A 14721-nucleotide genomic window follows, 5' to 3' on the forward strand; every position below is an offset into this window, starting at 1 on the left:
GCCGTATAGCAAGTCAGATTTTCCCAGATCCGACTTGCTATAAGTGGCAAACTAAAATCCCAAATAAAAATCCCAAATTTTGAGAGCCAATTCATTCATCGGCTTCTATCTTCGTTTGACATTACAAACATCTTAATAATTACAAGGGATAACAAAGACAAAAACGGGCTATTGTGAAAAAAAATAAATAAAGTAAGGCAAATAAAATGCTATATAAAAAGGGATCTGTTTTAAGTTTGTGAAAATAAAATCATTTTTCAGACACTGATTCCAGGGCAAAAAGCTCAAAAAACTTTCATTTTTTATTTGCGGGAAACAAAAAATGCACTGCTGAACCTGTCTCAGCAGTGCATTTTTAATTCGGCCGGGGGCCGGGTTAGGCATCAATAAGCACAACGAAACGGTTGTCAAGGGGGTCGAGGTGCTCCATCAGCGCTTCAAAAAAGCCCCGGCTGTATTTGAGGTAGTACATTGTGAAGTTGTCGTAGCGTTCCTGAAGCCCGTTATTGGGGAAAAGCTTGTCTTTGAGTGTGCGCATCTGATTAACCGCAGTATCATGGCGTTGCTTTTCCGCCCGCATGAGCTTACCTTCGAGCTGATTCAGGCTGTTCAACTGCCGGGCTCCTTCAGCAGCTGCGGCTTTGCGCAATGTAGGGTCTACTTCCTGAGCTTTGGCTTCTACCTGTTTGAAAACCTGCGCTAAGGCTTTTTTCTCCTCCGATAAGCTGATCTCGTTTTCGGTATTTTCTCTTACGTACGCTTTAATCAGTGCTTCAATGTCACCAAAGAGGTCTTCTACCTGAAGATCGAGTTTGTCCAGGCGTTTGCGGGTGCCCTTGTCAACGAAAAGCACTGAGTTTCGTCGGATGAGCATAGGGAAATTCAGGCCGAAAGCTTCGAATTGTTTCTTTCGCTCCAGCCAGTATGCAATCTCACCGCCACCGCCAATGTAGGCCAGGTTGGGCAGGATGTGTTCCTGATAGATAGGCCGCATGACTACATTGGGGCTGAACCGCTGTGGGTGAGCTTCGATTTCTGCCCTGAGCGCTTCAGTAGTCCACGAAATATCCTGATTGAGCACTTTAAATGTTTCTCCTTCCTGCACAATACGCTCCCGGAAGCCTTCGCCCAGGTAGAAAAAATTAATTTCCCTGGGATACGCCTGTTCTGAAAAACCAGCAGCTTCCAGCTCTTTGACGGTGCCTTCTACGAGTAGCTTGGAAGGCTGCTCAAAAATCTCCTTATGGACAAAAGGAGTAAAAGAAGCTTTTAAGTCCGGATGGCTGGGGTCTAGTATGACGAGCCCGTACTCGCCAAGCAGGCGGTGGGTCAGGTCAAAAGCGACTTCACCGTACTTCGTTTTCCCCTCAAGGGCAGCTTTGAAGAGGTTCGTCAGTTCCTGAGCAGAAGGCGAATCGCCCATGATATCTGCAAGGGTTTGCAAAGCTTCCTGCAATCCGTCCAGTGGCATTTGTCCTACAGGTCCGGTGTGGCCGTTTTCCCAGGTTACGGTTTTGCCAAAAATATGCAGATGGTTCACTTCCTCGAAATCGTGGTCTTCCCCTCCAGTAATGAATATGGGGACGAAGTTGTAATCCGGATAGGTTTTTCCGAGCTGTTCCGCCAGATTGAGGGTGGAAATGATCTTATAAATGTAGTACAGTGGCCCTGTAAACAGGCTGGGTTGGTGGGCCGTTGTCACTGTATAGGTGTTGGCTTCGAGCAGAGCATCTATTCTGCTGCTGGTGAGCTTGCTCAGCTCCTTGCCCGCGTATTGCGCTTTGAGAGCCCGGACCAGTGTTTCCCGGCGTTCCTGGTCAAAGGCTTTGTCCCGAATGACAGATTCAAAGGCCTCCAGCGTTACCGGGTACTTATAAAAAGGTTTGAGTCTTGGGTCGGCGGTAGTATAGGCTAGATCCCGTTCAGACAGTTGCGGCACTTTATCGAAAGAAAGAAGTTCTCGGGTAAGGCCTGGCTTCGGTTTACTCATTTAATGTTTGTAGATTGGTGATTGCAGATGCTTTTTAGAAGAAAGCAAATCCGTGGGCAATAGTTGACTGACCACCTGTTTTTTTGCCAGAGAAGGGTAATGGCGAGAAAATCAAATAAGATTTCTTGCAGATATACCCACAATTTATATTTTTGGCATGCTACCCTTAATCAAATCATTATTACACCAAGATTTATATGGACCAATATATCCTTGCTCTTGACCAGGGGACTACCAGTTCCCGGGCCATTCTTTTTGATCATGAAGGCAGTATAGTTGCGACTGAGCAACAAGAGTTCACCCAGATTTACCCCAAAGCGGGCTGGGTGGAACATGACCCTAACGAAATTTGGAATACTCAGCTGAAGGTTGCGCAAGGCGTTCTTCGCAAGCAGGGTGTTTCTGCCGATCGTATCGCTGGTATCGGCATTACGAATCAGAGGGAGACCGCAGTGGTTTGGGACCGGAATACCGGAGAGCCCATCCATAACGCCATTGTCTGGCAGGATCGCCGTACGGCCAAAATCTGTGACCAACTAAAGAAAGACGGGCATGAACCCTACCTGCGTGAAAATACCGGCCTCCTGGCTGATGCTTACTTCTCCGGAACAAAGGTAAAATGGATACTGGATAATGTGGAAGGGGCCAGAGCAAAGGCCGAGGCGGGTGAGCTGTGCTTCGGAACAGTTGATTCCTGGCTCATCTGGAAACTCAGCGGAGGAAAGCAACATGTGACAGATTATACCAATGCTTCACGCACCTTATTATATAATATCAAAAAACTGGAATGGGACGATCACCTGCTCGACATCCTGAGCGTGCCTAAGTCCATGCTTCCGGAAGTGAAATCCTCATGCGAAGTGTACGCCGAGACCCAAGCCTACCTTTTTGGTAAACCGATCCCCATTGCCGGTATTGCAGGTGATCAACAGGCAGCCATGTTTGGCCAGGCTTGTGTGAAGCCGGGCATGGGCAAAAACACCTACGGTACCGGCTGCTTCATGCTGATGAATACCGGGCATGAAATGGTCACTTCCAAACACGGGCTGCTGACTACGGTAGCCTGTGGGCTGGATGGAAAGCCAATGTATGCGCTGGAGGGCAGTGTTTTTATTGCTGGCGCTGCCATTCAGTGGTTGCGGGACGGCTTAAAAATCATCGATGAGTCTCCGGATTCTGAATACTATGCCATGAAAGTCCCTGATACTGATGGCGTTTATGTAGTCCCTGCATTTGCAGGCCTGGGCGCTCCCTACTGGGATATGTACGCCAGGGGCGCGATTTTTGGGCTGACCCGGGGCACGGGCAAAGCCCATATCATCCGGGCAACGCTGGAATCACTGGCTTACCAAACCAAGGATGTGCTAAATGCGATGGAGAAGGATGCTGGTTTCCCTTTAAAAGCATTGCGTGTAGACGGGGGAGCAAGCGCTAACAACCTCCTCATGCAGTTCCAGTCCGATATGCTAAACGTACAGGTAGAACGGCCGAAGATTATCGAGACAACGGCTCTGGGCGCTGCCTACCTGGCCGGGCTGGCTACGGGTTACTGGAAACCGGAAGAATTGGAGCAGAAGTGGCAACTGGATATTGCCTTCCAGCCGGAGATGGCGGCTGAAGAGCGGGACCGGCGTTATGCGGGATGGCAAAAAGCCGTCAAACGCAGTATGGATTGGGAAAAAGCAGAGTAAACATAAATGGCAATAATTTATATTTCTCCGAAGGAAGCTATTGCGCAATTAAAGGACATCCCCATGTTGGATGTCCGTACGCCAGCTGAGTTCGGGGAAGCGCACATCACGGGCGCACACAATTTACCGCTCTTTTCAAACGAAGAACGGGCAGAAGTAGGCACACTTTATAAGCAGGTGAGCCCCAAAAAAGCTTTCCTGCGCGGTCTGGAGTTCGTCGGCCCCAAAATGCGGGAACTGGTAGAACAAGCTGAAGCGCTGGCTCCGGCTGGAAAGGTACTGTTGCATTGCTGGCGGGGCGGTCAGCGGAGCAGCAGTGTAGGCTGGCTGCTGGACCTGAGTGGTTTCGAAGTACAGGTCATTAAAGGAGGCTATAAAGCTTACCGGACCTGGGTACAAGCCGAACTTGCTCAGGTGAAAGCGAATTTTCTGATCGTTGGCGGGCCTACCGGTGCCGGAAAGACGGAGGTCATTCACGCGCTGAAAACCGCAGGAGAGCAAATTATTGACCTGGAAAAACTGGCCCATCATAAGGGCTCTACCTTCGGTGCGTTGGGGGAAGCTCCTCAGCCAACCGTGCGGCAGTTTGAGAATGACTTGTGGGAGGCATTCCGGCAGCTCGACCCTGATCGCCGGATTTGGCTCGAAAATGAAAGCAGGGCTATTGGCAGGGTCTACATTCCGGAGGGCTTTTGGAAAACGATGACCGAAGCCCCGTTATTCGACCTGCAGGTGAGCCACCATGACCGGCTCAACCGGCTGGTGCAACAGTATGCGTCCTTTTCTGATGCCCAACTAACAGAAGCTTTCGGGCGTATCCGCAAACGGCTCGGCGGGCAAAATCTCAAAGCTGCCTTTGAAGCCCTGGAGAAAAAGGACTACCACAAGGCTGCTGAAATAGCCCTCGTTTATTACGATAAAGCCTATCACCACCACACTTTTGAGAAACTGGGACGGCAAACCGTTTATTCTGTACCTGTAGAAAAAGACGATCCGGCTCAAACTGCCCAAACTCTAATTGCGTTCGCAAATCAAAAACGACACTAAAATGGGATATAAGCTAACTGAATACAGCCACGGTGCCGGATGCGGGTGCAAAATCGCTCCCAAAGTCCTGGATGAAATCCTCGCGCATGCTAATGAAAAAGTACCATTCCCCGGGCTCATTGTCGGTAATGATAAACGGGACGATGCAGCAGTTTTCGATCTGGGCGATGGTACCGCCATCGTAAGCACAACGGACTTTTTCATGCCTATTGTAGACGATCCGGTTGACTTTGGGCGGATCGCTTCCGTTAATGCCATCAGCGATATTTATGCGATGGGGGCTACGCCTTTGGTCGCCATTGCCATTCTGGGGTGGCCCATAGATAAACTACCGCCCGAGGTAGCTAATCTGGTGATTGAAGGGGGGCGTCAGGCTTGCCAGGAAGCAGGCATTCCTCTGGCAGGCGGGCATAGCATCGACAGCCCGGAGCCGATTTTTGGGCTCGCCGTGACCGGCCGGGTAAAAATGGACGAGCTAAAAATGAACGGAGGCGCAAAAGCAGGGGATGTGCTTTTTCTGACCAAACCCCTGGGCGTAGGCATTCTCAGTACGGCACAAAAAAAGAAAAAGCTGAAACCAGCACACAGGACCATCGCCCGCGATAGTATGGTCCAACTCAACAAAGTGGGGGCGGTTTTTGCCCGCCTGCCGTACGTACATGCCATGACGGATGTGACGGGCTTTGGCTTACTGGGGCATTTGAGCGAAATGTGTGAAGCCAGCGGGCTGAGTGCTACCGTGAACTTCAGACAGGTCCCACTGCTCGACAAAGCGATCCTGGATTACTACCTGAGCGAGAAATGCATACCTGGCGGCACTCATCGGAACTGGAGCAGCTACGGGCACAAGATTGAGGACCTGCCCGATGAACAACGCTTTTTGCTTTGCGACCCTCAGACCAGTGGCGGCTTGCTGACAGCAGTAGCGCCCGGACATGTGAGCGACTTTAAGAAAGCTGCAAAGGCAGAAGGCTTCGATTTGGAGCCTTTGGGTGTCCTGGAAACACAGCGCGCAAAGCTGGTCCGCGTTACCGATTAACCCTCAGGCTGAGCATACTGCACCATAAGCCGGGCGGCTTTGCGGGAAGCACCGCCCTGCCCGATCAGGGTTTTCAGGGAGGCATAATCGCCTTTCATGGAATGGCGGCGGTGGCCACCGGGCAGAATGGCTGACAGTTCTTCCCGTATTCGTTCCGGGTTGCAGTCGTCTTGTATGAGCTCTCTGACAACTTCCCGGTTAGCAATAAGGTTGACCAGAGAGATGTAATCCACATTGACGACCTGCCGGGCAATGTAGTAGGAGAGGGGGCTGCCCTTATAGCAGACGACCTGAGGCACCTCAAACAAGGCGGTCTCTAAAGTGGCTGTGCCAGAGGTCACCAGGGCTGCTTCCGCGTGTTGCAATAAGGCATAAGTTTGGTTGTCAGTAAAGTGGACCCGCTCTGTCGCTTCTTTGGAAAGCGGCGACTGCTGTATGACCCGCTCGTAAAACGCCCGCTCCTGTGAAGGTGCGCCCGCAATTACGAACTGATAACCGGGAAAGTCCGGGACGATGGAGAGCATGACATTGAGGAGGCGCTCGATTTCCTGTTTGCGGCTGCCCGGCAGCAGAGCGATAATGGGAGCGTCATTCAGTTGGTGGACCGTAGTGAAATCCGCAGGCGCTTCGAAGGTCTCCACGACGTCCATAAGCGGGTGGCCCACAAAATCAACCTCGTAATCGTACTTCGCATAAAAGTCACGCTCAAAGGGAAGGATTACAAACATACGGTCCACACTGGCCTTAATACCATGCACCCGGCTGCTGTGCCAGGCCCAAATCTGTGGGCTAATATAGTAGAACACACGTATGCCCTGTGCTTTAGCCCATTTCGCAATTCGAAGGTTGAAGCCCGGATAGTCAATCAAAATCAATACATCAGGCTGGAAGACAAGGATGTCCCGCTTGCACATTTTGATATTCCCAAGGATAGTGCGGATATTCATTAAGACCTCCCAAAAGCCCATAAATGCCAGGTCGCGGTAATGTTTGACCAACTGGCCACCTTGTGCTTCCATGAGATCGCCGCCCCAGATACGGAAATCTGCCTGCTCATCCTCAGCTTTAAGCCCTTTCATCAGATTGCTGCCATGCAGGTCACCTGATGCTTCACCGGCAATGATGTAGTACTTCATGAAAGGATGTATTTCCCAAAGTAAATGACCCAGGCTGCTACCAGGACGACTGTGGCAAGCACTATGCCCCGCATGGATTGAGTAGCGCGCGCTTTCATGAACTTATTCAGCGGCAGCAGGTTGAGGCAAATAGCAATTACAGCGGATGTCCGTTCCCGAAAGTAAGGGGAGAAACCGCGCTCGCTCACTACGCCGCTATTTTCCAGCATGCCATACCCAAAATAGATAAGCGCAAAGCCAAGTGCGGGCAGCAACAACCCGATCAGCACACCATAAAAGAGGTTGTTTCTCTGGAACATGCCTTACAGTTTTTCGATTTGCTTGAGAGTCTTGATGGCCCGGTAATTGGTCAGGTCGTGCATGGATGGCACTACCGAGATATAGTTATTTTCCAGCGCCCAGATATCAGTATCATCGGCTTCGTCATCATTGGAGAAGCGGCCGGTGAGCCAGTAGTATTTTTGCCCCCGGGGGTCTTCAGCTTCCGTAAATTCTTCGATCCATCGGGCATCAGCCTGACGGCAAACCCGCAGCCCTTTGAGTTCCGATCGGGAAATAGCCGGGATATTGACATTCAGGAGGCTGCCTTCTTCCAGGCCGTTATTCAAAACCCATTCCGCCAGGGTTTTAACAAAAGGGACACAAGGCTCGAAGTCTGCTTCGTGGGAGTAGTCGAGCAGGGAGAGCCCAATGGATGGGATGCCTTCCAGCGAGGCCTCCATCGCCGCCGAGAGCGTACCCGAATAGATGATGTTGATGGAGGCATTGGACCCATGGTTGATACCCGAAAGGCACAAATCAGGCTGCCGGTCTTTCAGCACCACATGTTTAGCCAGTTTCACGCAATCTACCGGCGTACCAGAGCATTCGTAGGCTTCCACATCTTCAAATACCTGTTTGTTGGGGTGAAGCCGGATCGGGCCACTGATGGTAATGGCGTGCCCCATGCCCGACTGCGGGGAGTCCGGAGCGACCACCACCACATCGCCAAGTGTTTTTGCAATTTCCACCAGCGTGCGAATGCCGGGTGCGGTGATGCCGTCATCATTGGTTACCAGTATCAGAGGTCGTTTCATGGATTTTTTTTTGAGCCATACCCGTAACTTGGGGCTGGGCAGGTGAGTGGCCAAAAATACATTAACATGACCATAAATAAAAACAAGGTTTTAAACTAAGAAAGCAAGTGAGCGTTTGAAAGGTTGACATTCCGAAAAATGAGTACTAACAGACAGAACGTAAGCATGACGAGTATTGGAAAAAAAGGCGTATTACTGGTTAATTTAGGAACCCCGGACGACCCCTCCCGGGGAGCAGTATACCGCTATCTCAAGCAGTTTTTGCTCGACCCCCGTGTAATTGACTACCCGTGGCTGCCCCGCAACCTGCTGGTGCGCGGTATCATTGCGCCTTTTCGCAGCGGCAGTTCTTCCAAGCTGTACAAAATGCTATGGACGGAAGAAGGCTCTCCGCTCAAATTTTACGGGGAGCGTGTTCGGGATGGCGTGCAGGAATTGCTTGGTGAGGAGTATATTGTGGAGCTCGCCATGCGCTACCAGAATCCGTCCATCGGCCATGCTATCGAAAACCTGGAGAAAGCCCTGGTTTCTGAAATTACGGTGATCCCTATGTTTCCACAGTATGCTTCGGCTACCACCGGTTCTGTGCACGACGCGGTCATGCAGGAGCTCTCCAAGCGGCAGATCATCCCCGATGTTAAAATGGTGAATTCCTACTACGACCGCCCCAGCATGATTAAGATATTCGCGGACAATGCCCGTCAGTTTGACCTGAATAGCTACGATCACATCATTTTTAGTTACCACGGCCTGCCACAGCGGCAACTCCGCAAGGGTGATCCTACGGACAGCCACTGTACGAAAAAGGAGGACTGCTGTATGAATATTTCTCCGGTGAACCAATTCTGTTATTCTGCGCAGTGCCATGCCACTACGAAAGCTATTGTGGCAGAGCTTGGGCTAAAGCCGGAACAGTACACTACCGCTTTTCAAAGCCGTCTGGGGCCGGAAGCCTGGGCACAACCCTATACCATCAAGACCATCGAAGAGCAGGCGGAGAAAGGTGCAAAACGCCTGTTGGTGTTCAGCCCGGCTTTTATAGCTGATTGCCTGGAGACCATCATCGAAATTGGTACCGAGTATCAGGAAGAATTTGAGGAAATGGGCGGCGAACACGTCGACCTTGTTCCCAGCCTGAATGACGATCCCAGGTGGATTCAGACCGTGGCAGACCTGGTACTGGAACAGCAAAAGACCAGCATCTCCCGCCCGGCAGCCACTGCTGCATCGGAATCGTAAAAAAGCCGGGGGAGGGGCTTGGGGTGTCCCTCCCAAAACCTATCTTTGCGGCAAAAATTACAGCCCGTGAAAGAACGCCAAATTACCAGCCACCTTCTAATGGTACGCCCAGCTCATTTCGGATACAATCCGGAGACTGCCGCCAATAATGCCTTTCAGAGCCTGAACCCTGATCTAACTTCTGATCAGGTAGAAGAAAAAGCACTTCAGGAGTTCGACACTTTTGTATCCCGCCTTCGCGATGCCGGTGTGCAGGTACATGTAGTCGAGGACACTGCCATACCAGTGAAGCCAGATGCCATTTTCCCCAATAACTGGGTTACTTTCCATCAGGATGGGACGGTTGCCACCTATCCAATGCATGCACCGACCCGCCGGAAAGAGCGCAGGGAGGATGTTATTGAGCAGCTTTCCACTCTTTTTGAGGTCACCAATCGGGTACAATTTGAAGGCACGGAAGCCGAGGACAGGTTCCTGGAAGGCACCGGCAGCCTCATTCTCGACCGTCCCAACCGCATTGCCTATGCCTGCCTGAGCCCGCGTACGGAAGGGGAACTGCTGGACACCTTTTGTACTAAGATGGGCTACAAGAAAGTCGCTTTCACTGCCGTAGATGGCGATGGGGAAGCTATTTACCACACCAATGTGATGATGGCGCTGGGCGTGGATTTTGTGGTCATTTGCCTGGATGCTGTGCCTGATAAAGCAGAGCAGCAATTCCTTAAAGACCAGTTTGCCGCCACCGGAAAAGCGATTATCGAAATTTCCCTGGATCAGATGATGGCCTTTGCCGGAAATATGCTTCAGGTAGCGGGTAAAGACGGTACGCCTTACCTCGTCATGTCAGAGCAGGCTTATCAGTCGCTCAACCCTGCGCAGGTGGAATTGATTGGCCAATACACCCAGATTCTCCATAGCCCGCTGTATACGATTGAGCAGCATGGCGGCGGCAGTGCCCGCTGTATGATGGCGGAGATATTTCTGGAGGAAAAATAACTGGTAAAGGGGCGAGGCTACTTTCGGGCAGCCTCGCCCCTTTGTCCCCTTAAGCCTGTGCTTTTGGCGTATTAAAACTCATCGGAGGGAACGGTGGCTGGCCGGACTCGTCAATGGCCCCAAATTGGGCTTCAAATTTCTGGATGTTTTCCTGCAAGGCTTTCAGCATCCGCTTAGCATGCTGTGGGGTAAGAATGACGCGCGACTTCACCTTCGCTTTTGGCACATTAGGCACAAGGCGAACAAAATCAAGAATAAATTCTGAATTGGAGTGGGAAATGATGGCCAGGTTGGAGTAAACACCTTCGGCTACTTCTTCCGGCAACTCTATATTGAGTTTATTTTGTGGGTTTTTCTTCTGGTCTGCCATGTTCTGGAACTATTTTTGTTTTCCAATAATTAGAAAGAACGGCAATATCGCAATTAATCTCATGCCCGCAAAACATGAACACCTACCTGCAGTCTAATCGTGAACTTTGGGACGGCTGGGCCGGCTTCCATCCGCAGACGGATTTTTACAATATGGAAGCGTTCAAAAACGGAGCGTCTTCTCTTATGGAACCCGAATTGCAGGCGCTTCAGCCCGTCGATGGGAAAAGCCTGCTTCACCTTCAGTGTCATTTCGGACAGGATACCCTGTCCTGGGCGAGGCTTGGAGCTCGGGCTACAGGCGTGGATTTTTCAGGCAAGGCGATTGCTACCGCCCGCTCGCTGGCAGAATCAATGGGCCTTGCTGCCCGTTTTGTGCAGTCGGATGTTTTAGTACTCGATTTGAAAGAAACCTATGACATCGTTTTTACCTCCTACGGCGTCCTTACCTGGCTCCCGGACCTCAAGCGCTGGGGGGAAGTAGTGGCACGCCACCTGAAGCCTGGAGGTATTTTCTTTATCGCCGAGTTCCATCCGGGCCTGATGATGTTCGATTTTGATACGGGCAAATATGTCTGCAGTTATTTTGGGAGTGCAGAGCCTTCCTACGCGGAAGAAGTCGTGGGGTCTTACGCCAATCCGCAAGAGGGCACCACCCGTATGGAGTACACCTGGAGCTACAGCATCAGTGAAGTGATCAATGCACTGATGGGCCAAGGGCTGGAACTAAAGGCTTTCGAAGAGTATCCGGCATCGCCATTTGATTGCTTCCCCAACATGAGACCAAGGCCTGATGGGTGGTTTGAGTGTGAACCTCTGGTGGGAGCGCCACATCTGTTTACACTGCTGATGCAAAAGCCTGAGTAATCATAGCGCTTGAGTAGCGGCTGTGGCTTTTCTTAACATGAAAGCCATAGCCGCTGCTTAAATTATTTGACGACAATTTGCTGCACTGCCTGGCCTTCTGCCGTTTGAACGGATAGAAAATACACCCCTGCTGCCAGCTGTGTGGTTGGAAACTCCAGCGTGTGCCGCCCGGTACTGTAGTTCAGCGCTCTCTCCTGAAGGGGCTGTCCAAGGCTGTTGAATAGCCTGATCCGGCCGTCAATCGGCGCATTGACTGTGAAATCGACCGTAAAAGCATTTCCTCCACTAACTGGCTGAGGGAAAACCCTGAGGGAGGCCAGCTGATCGATTGCAGACACACTGCTTACATCGGTGGTGCTAAAGGTGCCTACTTCCGAAATCGGTGCGCAATAAGAATAGGCATTGTATGGTGTGATGCGCCAGTAATAGTCGCGGTTAGCCACAAGGTCGGTTACCACAAGGGCATTACCTTCCGCAATGTACTCAGACCGGAGGCCAAAGGTGGGCAGCGGGCTGATTTGCACAATGTAATGAGTTGCATTTTCAACTGGCGTCCAGGAAAGCAACACTTCATCAAAAGGCAACTCAGCGCCCTCTTCCGGGCTAAGGAATTCCGTAACTGTACTGGCTACGAGGCCCATGGGCGGCTCCTGAGAAATCCAATCCGGATTTTCATCGTAGAGATCGGCACGCATGGCGGCAATCTGCTCCGTTGTAAATCTGGCCTGACAGGCATCATCAGAATATCCCATGATCAGGCTTCCATCCGAGCGGAAGGTGGCACCGGTAGGGTCTGTTTGAATAGTCGGGCTTTCTCCATTGGCGTCGCAAAACCAGCGTTGAGCCAGATAGTCCGGCGAGGTGTCGCAGAAACCATCAGCGGCAAAGCTGCAATTGCTGCCATCCAGCAATTCTACGTAGGCAGTATCAATGATTAAGGTATCCTCAATCAGGGTATCCTGAAAAAAAGTATAGTCATAGGTGATGATCTCGGGCGCCGGGTTGTTGTAGTTGTGCGTTTGTGACCCATCGTGGCTGATACCGCCTTCCCAGCCCAGGAAAGGGTGGGGGATAGCCAGAGCATGCCCGATTTCGTGCGCCCAGGTATTGTCATTGGGCCCGGAGCAGCTTTTGCGCATGGCGATGCCTGCATAGGGGAGGTTGTAACCACAATTGCCAGCGGGATCGTTGACGAAGTAAATATTCAAGGTGCCATCAACGTTGTTGGCAAACATCATTTCTGCTCCTTCCAAAACAGTCTCATGGGAGTACCATGCCGAATTCATCAAATAATTGATCTCACCAGCCATGAAAAACTGAATGTTGGCTTCTTCAAAGCTTTCGTTGAGTTTGCAGAAGGCCGCTTTCAGCCCCGAAAGGGAAAAGAACCCATTACCGGAATCGGTCCCTACGATGTGTATGGTAAGCGGGACATACAAGGTCGTGTCATTGTCCCGCTGATAAAGCTGCGGGGCTTCCTGATAGCGCTTCAGCCAGTCAGATTTGCCCGGTGGGGTGCCACAGGGGAAGTCCCAGTTGGATTGTGCCTGTACTGCTGTAGCCAGGCCAAGAATTAAAACCAGTGCGTGTAGAATTTTTGCCATTGGTCTGCATTTTTTCGAAAGATAAACAATGGTAGGCAGTTCTCCATCCGGTAGCTGAAGTGCCTAACGGGACAGGCTTAACTTTTCCACCCATCGCCCGGCGCTTGTTGTCAGTTCCAGGAGGTAAAATCCGGGTGGCAGGCCTCTTGTTGGGACCTCTGCAGTTTGCTTTCCGGGCTGAGCCTCAAACTGCAGGGTTTGTACAATCTGCCCGCTGCTGTTGATCAGGCGGAGTTGGGCCAGTTCATTTCCGGGAATTTCGTATTCCACACTGAAGTGCCCGGTACTCAGGCTTGCTGGTTGGGGGAAAGCCCGGAGCCCATATGCCGCCAATGAGGCATCTTTGCTATCCACGAAGGTGCCTACTGTGAACGCTTTGGGAGTGCTGTAGGCTGTGCAACCATCGTAACGGCCGAAGGGGCGAACTTTCCAAATGTAAGTACGGTTGGATTGCAGGTTGTTGAGCATCAGGCTGTTGGTGGATGTAGTATAGCTCCTGAAGTTGATCGTGGACCCATTGAAAGGCACATAGAGGTCGAAGTCTATAGCGTAGCCAATGGCGCCGGGCACGGCTTCCCATTCCAAAGTAACAGAACTGGTGACGTCAAAAACCGCACCTGAATCGGGAGCAAGCAGCGCCACTTCAAAGGTATCCGGAATCAAATCCGGCAGGAATGGGTTGAGGAGAAGCCCGGGGCGCTGAAACTCAATATTAGCGCGCATGGCGGCAATTTGCTCGTCTGAAAAACGATTCATGCACCGGTCGCTAGCGTAACTCATGAAGAAAGTGCCGTCAGAACGGAAGGTGGAATCGGCGGGATCTTTTTGCTGTACATTGCTCAATCCTTCAGTATTGCAAGGCCACCGGTAGCTTAAATAGTCTGGTGGCGTATCGCAGAAGCCATCGCCGGCAGTGCCACAAAAGCCACCGTCCATCCGTTCTACCCGCCGGCCATTGATGAACGCAGGGGTAGGGTCAATGGGACTGTAGTCCGTACCTTCCCAGCCCGAGAAGGTATGGGGCAGGGAAAAGAAATGGCCGAGCTCGTGCGCCCAGGTATGGCTATTGACGCCACTGCAGCCCTTGGACATCGCCACCGCATCAGCTCCGGGAGAGAAGTAGCCGCAGGCACCTCCGGGGTCTTGTACAAAGTAGCAATTGACCGTATTGGGCACGTTGTTCTCCTGCATCATTTGGAAGCCTTGCCCAAATGTATGCTGGTAGTAGGTAGAATTGCTGATATACCGGATGTCTCCGGCAATAAAGAATTGCAAATCAGCTGGCAAAAAATCTTCGTTTAAAGTGCAAAGCGCATCTGCCAGCTGCTCACCGGTAAAAAAGCCCGAGCCTTCATCATTGCCGACAAGATGAATGGTCAGTGGAATGTAGCGTAGCTCTCCTGAACGGACGGCATAATTTTCCGGATTGCGCTGATAGGATTCCAGCCATTCGCTCTTTCCGGGAGGGGTGGCGCAGAAGTCGCCTGTTGCCTGTGCAGATATTTCGGAATAGCCGGCTATTAAAACAAGCAGTAACAGGTAGAATTGGTGTCTTTTTAAATTCATCTGGCAGATTTGTTATCATATTTCTAATGTGCAGGCGCCGCAGTGACGGTGCCTGGCCCAATGATAATGCCCAATAAAACAAGTAGTTCATTGGGCATTAT

General features: G+C 51.3%; 13 protein-coding genes. 6 read left to right on the forward strand and 7 right to left on the reverse strand.

The annotated features are described in order from the left end of the window. Positions 1-376: 376 nt before the first annotated feature. Positions 377-1990: a bacillithiol biosynthesis cysteine-adding enzyme BshC gene (gene bshC, locus ACO08I_RS01890; RefSeq protein ID WP_421948296.1), complete on the reverse strand. Its 1614-nt coding sequence runs from the start codon at positions 1988-1990 to the stop codon at positions 377-379. Positions 1991-2187: 197 nt separating this feature from the next. On the opposite strand from bshC, the gene glpK reads away from it, so the two are divergent. From glpK to selD, 3 genes are read left to right on the forward strand one after another with little or no spacing between them, the layout of a single operon-like run. Beyond that, on the forward strand, positions 2188-3681 hold the full coding sequence (gene glpK, locus ACO08I_RS01895; protein ID WP_421948297.1) for a glycerol kinase GlpK: 1494 nt from the start codon (positions 2188-2190) through the stop codon (positions 3679-3681). 6 nt (positions 3682-3687) lie between these two features. Then, a complete protein-coding gene (mnmH, locus tag ACO08I_RS01900) occupies positions 3688-4728 on the forward strand; it encodes a tRNA 2-selenouridine(34) synthase MnmH (protein ID WP_421948298.1) in 1041 nt (346 codons plus the stop codon). A gap of 1 nt (position 4729) precedes the next feature. Continuing rightward, positions 4730-5767 (forward strand): selenide, water dikinase SelD, encoded by a 1038-nt coding sequence (gene selD, locus ACO08I_RS01905; protein ID WP_421948299.1) that lies wholly within the window; start codon positions 4730-4732, stop codon positions 5765-5767. Here selD and lpxB read toward each other — a convergent pair. Genes lpxB through surE form a run of 3 tightly spaced genes read right to left on the reverse strand, consistent with a single transcriptional unit; the run spans position 5764 to position 7979 of the window. Then, positions 5764-6903: a lipid-A-disaccharide synthase gene (gene lpxB, locus ACO08I_RS01910; RefSeq protein ID WP_421948300.1), complete on the reverse strand. Its 1140-nt coding sequence runs from the start codon at positions 6901-6903 to the stop codon at positions 5764-5766. The two genes, selD and lpxB, sit on opposite strands and share 4 nt — an antisense overlap. Then, on the reverse strand, positions 6900-7202 hold the full coding sequence (locus ACO08I_RS01915) for a hypothetical protein (protein ID WP_282781959.1): 303 nt from the start codon (positions 7200-7202) through the stop codon (positions 6900-6902). The genes lpxB and ACO08I_RS01915 overlap by 4 nt, the downstream gene beginning before the upstream one ends. 3 nt (positions 7203-7205) lie before the next feature. Further along, the gene (surE, locus tag ACO08I_RS01920) at positions 7206-7979 is read right to left on the reverse strand and encodes a 5'/3'-nucleotidase SurE (protein WP_282781957.1); all 774 of its coding nucleotides are present in this window, start codon (positions 7977-7979) and stop codon (positions 7206-7208) included. A gap of 138 nt (positions 7980-8117) precedes the next feature. Here surE and hemH point away from each other — a divergent pair, with 138 nt between their 5' ends. Both hemH and ctlX read left to right on the forward strand, forming a co-directional pair. Further along, complete coding sequence (gene hemH, locus ACO08I_RS01925; protein ID WP_421948301.1) at positions 8118-9218, forward strand: ferrochelatase; 1101 nt, start codon at positions 8118-8120, stop codon at positions 9216-9218. Positions 9219-9284: 66 nt separating this feature from the next. Further along, positions 9285-10214 carry a citrulline utilization hydrolase CtlX gene (ctlX, locus tag ACO08I_RS01930; protein WP_282781953.1) on the forward strand — a complete coding sequence of 310 codons (930 nt, stop codon included), beginning with the start codon at positions 9285-9287 and terminating at the stop codon, positions 10212-10214. Positions 10215-10263: 49 nt separating this feature from the next. Here ctlX and ACO08I_RS01935 read toward each other — a convergent pair whose 3' ends face one another. Further along, positions 10264-10584, reverse strand: coding sequence for a DUF3467 domain-containing protein (locus tag ACO08I_RS01935; RefSeq protein ID WP_044226432.1), 321 nt, complete (start codon positions 10582-10584; stop codon positions 10264-10266). A gap of 74 nt (positions 10585-10658) precedes the next feature. On the opposite strand from ACO08I_RS01935, the gene ACO08I_RS01940 reads away from it, so the two are divergent. Then, a complete protein-coding gene (locus ACO08I_RS01940; protein WP_421948302.1) occupies positions 10659-11450 on the forward strand; it encodes a class I SAM-dependent methyltransferase in 792 nt (263 codons plus the stop codon). 62 nt (positions 11451-11512) lie between these two features. Here ACO08I_RS01940 and ACO08I_RS01945 read toward each other — a convergent pair whose 3' ends face one another. Together ACO08I_RS01945 and ACO08I_RS01950 are read right to left on the reverse strand one after the other, a co-directional pair. Beyond that, on the reverse strand, positions 11513-13054 hold the full coding sequence (locus ACO08I_RS01945; protein WP_282781948.1) for a T9SS type A sorting domain-containing protein: 1542 nt from the start codon (positions 13052-13054) through the stop codon (positions 11513-11515). A gap of 63 nt (positions 13055-13117) precedes the next feature. Beyond that, positions 13118-14620, reverse strand: a complete 1503-nt coding sequence (locus ACO08I_RS01950) for a zinc-dependent metalloprotease (protein WP_282781946.1) — start codon at positions 14618-14620, stop codon at positions 13118-13120. Positions 14621-14721 lie beyond the last annotated feature (101 nt).

Source organism: Phaeodactylibacter xiamenensis, from assembly GCF_965229835.1.
GTDB lineage: Bacteria > Bacteroidota > Bacteroidia > Chitinophagales > Saprospiraceae > Phaeodactylibacter > Phaeodactylibacter xiamenensis.

Coding starts and splice junctions, on each gene's coding strand:
- bshC (WP_421948296.1), bottom strand. CDS start 1,990: ATGAGTAAACCGAAGCCAGGCCTTACCCGAGAACTTCTTTCTTTCGAT.
- glpK (WP_421948297.1), top strand. CDS start 2,188: ATGGACCAATATATCCTTGCTCTTGACCAGGGGACTACCAGTTCCCGG.
- mnmH (WP_421948298.1), top strand. CDS start 3,688: ATGGCAATAATTTATATTTCTCCGAAGGAAGCTATTGCGCAATTAAAG.
- selD (WP_421948299.1), top strand. CDS start 4,730: ATGGGATATAAGCTAACTGAATACAGCCACGGTGCCGGATGCGGGTGC.
- lpxB (WP_421948300.1), bottom strand. CDS start 6,903: ATGAAGTACTACATCATTGCCGGTGAAGCATCAGGTGACCTGCATGGC.
- ACO08I_RS01915 (WP_282781959.1), bottom strand. CDS start 7,202: ATGTTCCAGAGAAACAACCTCTTTTATGGTGTGCTGATCGGGTTGTTG.
- surE (WP_282781957.1), bottom strand. CDS start 7,979: ATGAAACGACCTCTGATACTGGTAACCAATGATGACGGCATCACCGCA.
- hemH (WP_421948301.1), top strand. CDS start 8,118: ATGAGTACTAACAGACAGAACGTAAGCATGACGAGTATTGGAAAAAAA.
- ACO08I_RS01935 (WP_044226432.1), bottom strand. CDS start 10,584: ATGGCAGACCAGAAGAAAAACCCACAAAATAAACTCAATATAGAGTTG.
- ACO08I_RS01940 (WP_421948302.1), top strand. CDS start 10,659: ATGAACACCTACCTGCAGTCTAATCGTGAACTTTGGGACGGCTGGGCC.
- ACO08I_RS01945 (WP_282781948.1), bottom strand. CDS start 13,054: ATGGCAAAAATTCTACACGCACTGGTTTTAATTCTTGGCCTGGCTACA.
- ACO08I_RS01950 (WP_282781946.1), bottom strand. CDS start 14,620: ATGAATTTAAAAAGACACCAATTCTACCTGTTACTGCTTGTTTTAATA.